Source organism: Actinomadura sp. B10D3, from assembly GCF_039871695.1.
GTDB lineage: Bacteria > Actinomycetota > Actinomycetes > Streptosporangiales > Streptosporangiaceae > Spirillospora > Spirillospora madurae.
Genome location: NZ_JBDPLY010000073.1, coordinates 1 through 2,077, shown reverse-complemented (window position 1 = coordinate 2,077; position 2,077 = coordinate 1). Strand labels below are relative to the sequence as shown.

2 protein-coding genes are annotated in these 2,077 nt (G+C 66.2%); both read left to right on the top strand.

What is annotated here, in order from left to right:
• Positions 1–850 precede the first annotated feature (850 nt).
• Complete coding sequence (locus ABGB11_RS42255; RefSeq protein WP_347641335.1) at positions 851–1,000, top strand: hypothetical protein; 150 nt, start codon at positions 851–853, stop codon at positions 998–1,000.
• A gap of 489 nt (positions 1,001–1,489) precedes the next feature.
• Entirely contained in the window at positions 1,490–1,888 is a 399-nt protein-coding gene (locus tag ABGB11_RS42250; RefSeq protein ID WP_347641334.1) for a hypothetical protein, read from the top strand.
• The last annotated feature ends 189 nt before the right edge of the window (positions 1,889–2,077 follow it).

The window sequence follows — 2,077 nt, the reverse complement described above, 5'->3', positions numbered from 1 at the left end:
TCTCTACCGAGGGCTCCACGCCCATTTCGGGGTGTTCCGATCTGTCCGCGCGCCTGCCTGCCCGTGCCCGTTCATGCCCCAGAAGTCCCTGCTGTCCTAATCGATCTTGCAGAGAAAACCTCAATGGGCGGCGCGGTAGGCGGTGTACTCGCTGATGAGGGTGGATTGGGGCATGCGGGGCCAGCGGCTGAGGGCGCCGGTGTGACGGTCGACGATCAGTAGTGGAGCCGGATCGTCGCCGGGGGCGTCGGCGGCGCGGGTTATGAAGCCGTCCGGGAATTCCTCGACGATGACCGGGAAATGGCGGGCACCGCGGGTGAAGTGGGCGTCGGCGCGGCGCCACGCCTCGGCGCGGTCGACGCCTTGGGGACGGATCGTGTAGGCGGCGAGAACGTTGGCGACGCCCCCGCAAGGTACTGCAGTCGCGGGTGCCGCAGCCGCGGCAGACCTCGCGACCGTGCGGGTCCTTGCCAGGGCGGTGTGCAGAGAGCACGCAGGTGAACGCAGCCGTGCAGGCGAGTACCAGGCGGCGCGACTCTGCGATGAATTCGCGACTGTAGGCGTCGAGCTCTGCGTTCTGGACGAGCGCCGCGTCTATGGCCTGCACGTCGGCGCGCATGCCAGCGGTCATCGCGGCGTAGACGCGCCGGTAGACCTGGTCGTGCGTCCACGAGGCCGACGCGGTCACGCGGCGCACTTCCCCGCGAACACGGCGGTGACGGTGCGGCCTTCGCCGTTGCCGTGCCAGCCCCAGCTCGCGGCGGTGAGGGAGACGGTGCGCAGCCCTCGTCCGGACTCGGCCAACTCGTCGGCGTCGGTAACGGCGGGTTCGCCTGGGCCGCCTTGGTCGGTGACGGACGGCGACCAGGGGGCCGTCCTGAGCGATCTCGACCGTGAAGAAGCCGCCGTCCTGACCGGACTTGGTGTGCCGCAGGGCATTGACGACCAGTTCGTCAGCGGCGAGCAGGACATCGTCGAGGAACGGGCAGCCATCCAGTAGGCAGCCGACGAACCGCCGGACGTTGCGGGCCTGCTCGGGCCCGCCGGGGAACGAGCGCCGCCACCGCAGCGGCGTGGCCGGGACTGCCGGGAGCACGGTCAGGGACATCAATGACACCTCCGTCGTGAATGGACAGACGTTGCGGATCACTCGGATCACTCCTGGTCCGCACGTCAATCGTCACAGCAAGTCGCCAGCCGGTCACGATGAATCCGCGTTTCTGAACTTCCGGACGGCGGATCGGCACGAGCAGTGCTCACATCCCCGAATCTCACACGTGCAGGATTCGCACGCCCGTCAGCCGAATGAACAATTATTGTGCGATCAAATTTATTCTGAGCGCCATTTCTAAAGCCAGACTCAAACAGAAAAAGAGTCGTGATATAAAAGTCGCGAAATCGATCCGGAAACGATAGGATGTGCAGCACCTTGGGCTCCCCCGATGCCAGCGAGCGAAGAATTCCGATAACGGGTCTCCACGTCGCCGCGGTGCGTGCGCTGCTGACCCGCCGCAACGACGACTACCGGGAGCTCTCGACGCAGATCGAGTCGGAGGACGACCGCGAGGGATTCGCCCGCCTGCTGTTCAGCGCCTTCTTCGAGTCCGTCGACCGGCGCTTCGCCCAGGACGGTGACGCCGCGATCATCGAGTTCGTCGCGGACATGCGCGCGGAGAACACCCACATCCTCGACGACATGGACCCGTCCGTCGCCGAGCGGCTGATCGCGTTCACGCTCGGACGCGGCGAGATCGGCGACATCGACGGCGCCGCCAAGAACAGCCATCTGGTCGTGATCCTCGTGCACCTGGCCGAAAACCTTCTGCCAGGCGGCGCCGCCCTTGACCGCCTTCTCGCCACGGCCCGCCGCGACGCCGAGGAATGGTGACCAGATGACCGGAAAATTGAAGATCATCATCGATGACCTGCACCGGGATGCCGTGCGCGGGCCAGGGCGAATGCGTTCTCAGGTAGTGAGATCGAGTAGTTGAAGTGCGTGGTCGGGGTGTGCTCGGTAGTGGTCGTTGGCGGCGGCGATGTTGGTCCAGCCCATGAGGTCGGCCAGGGCGATGGCCAG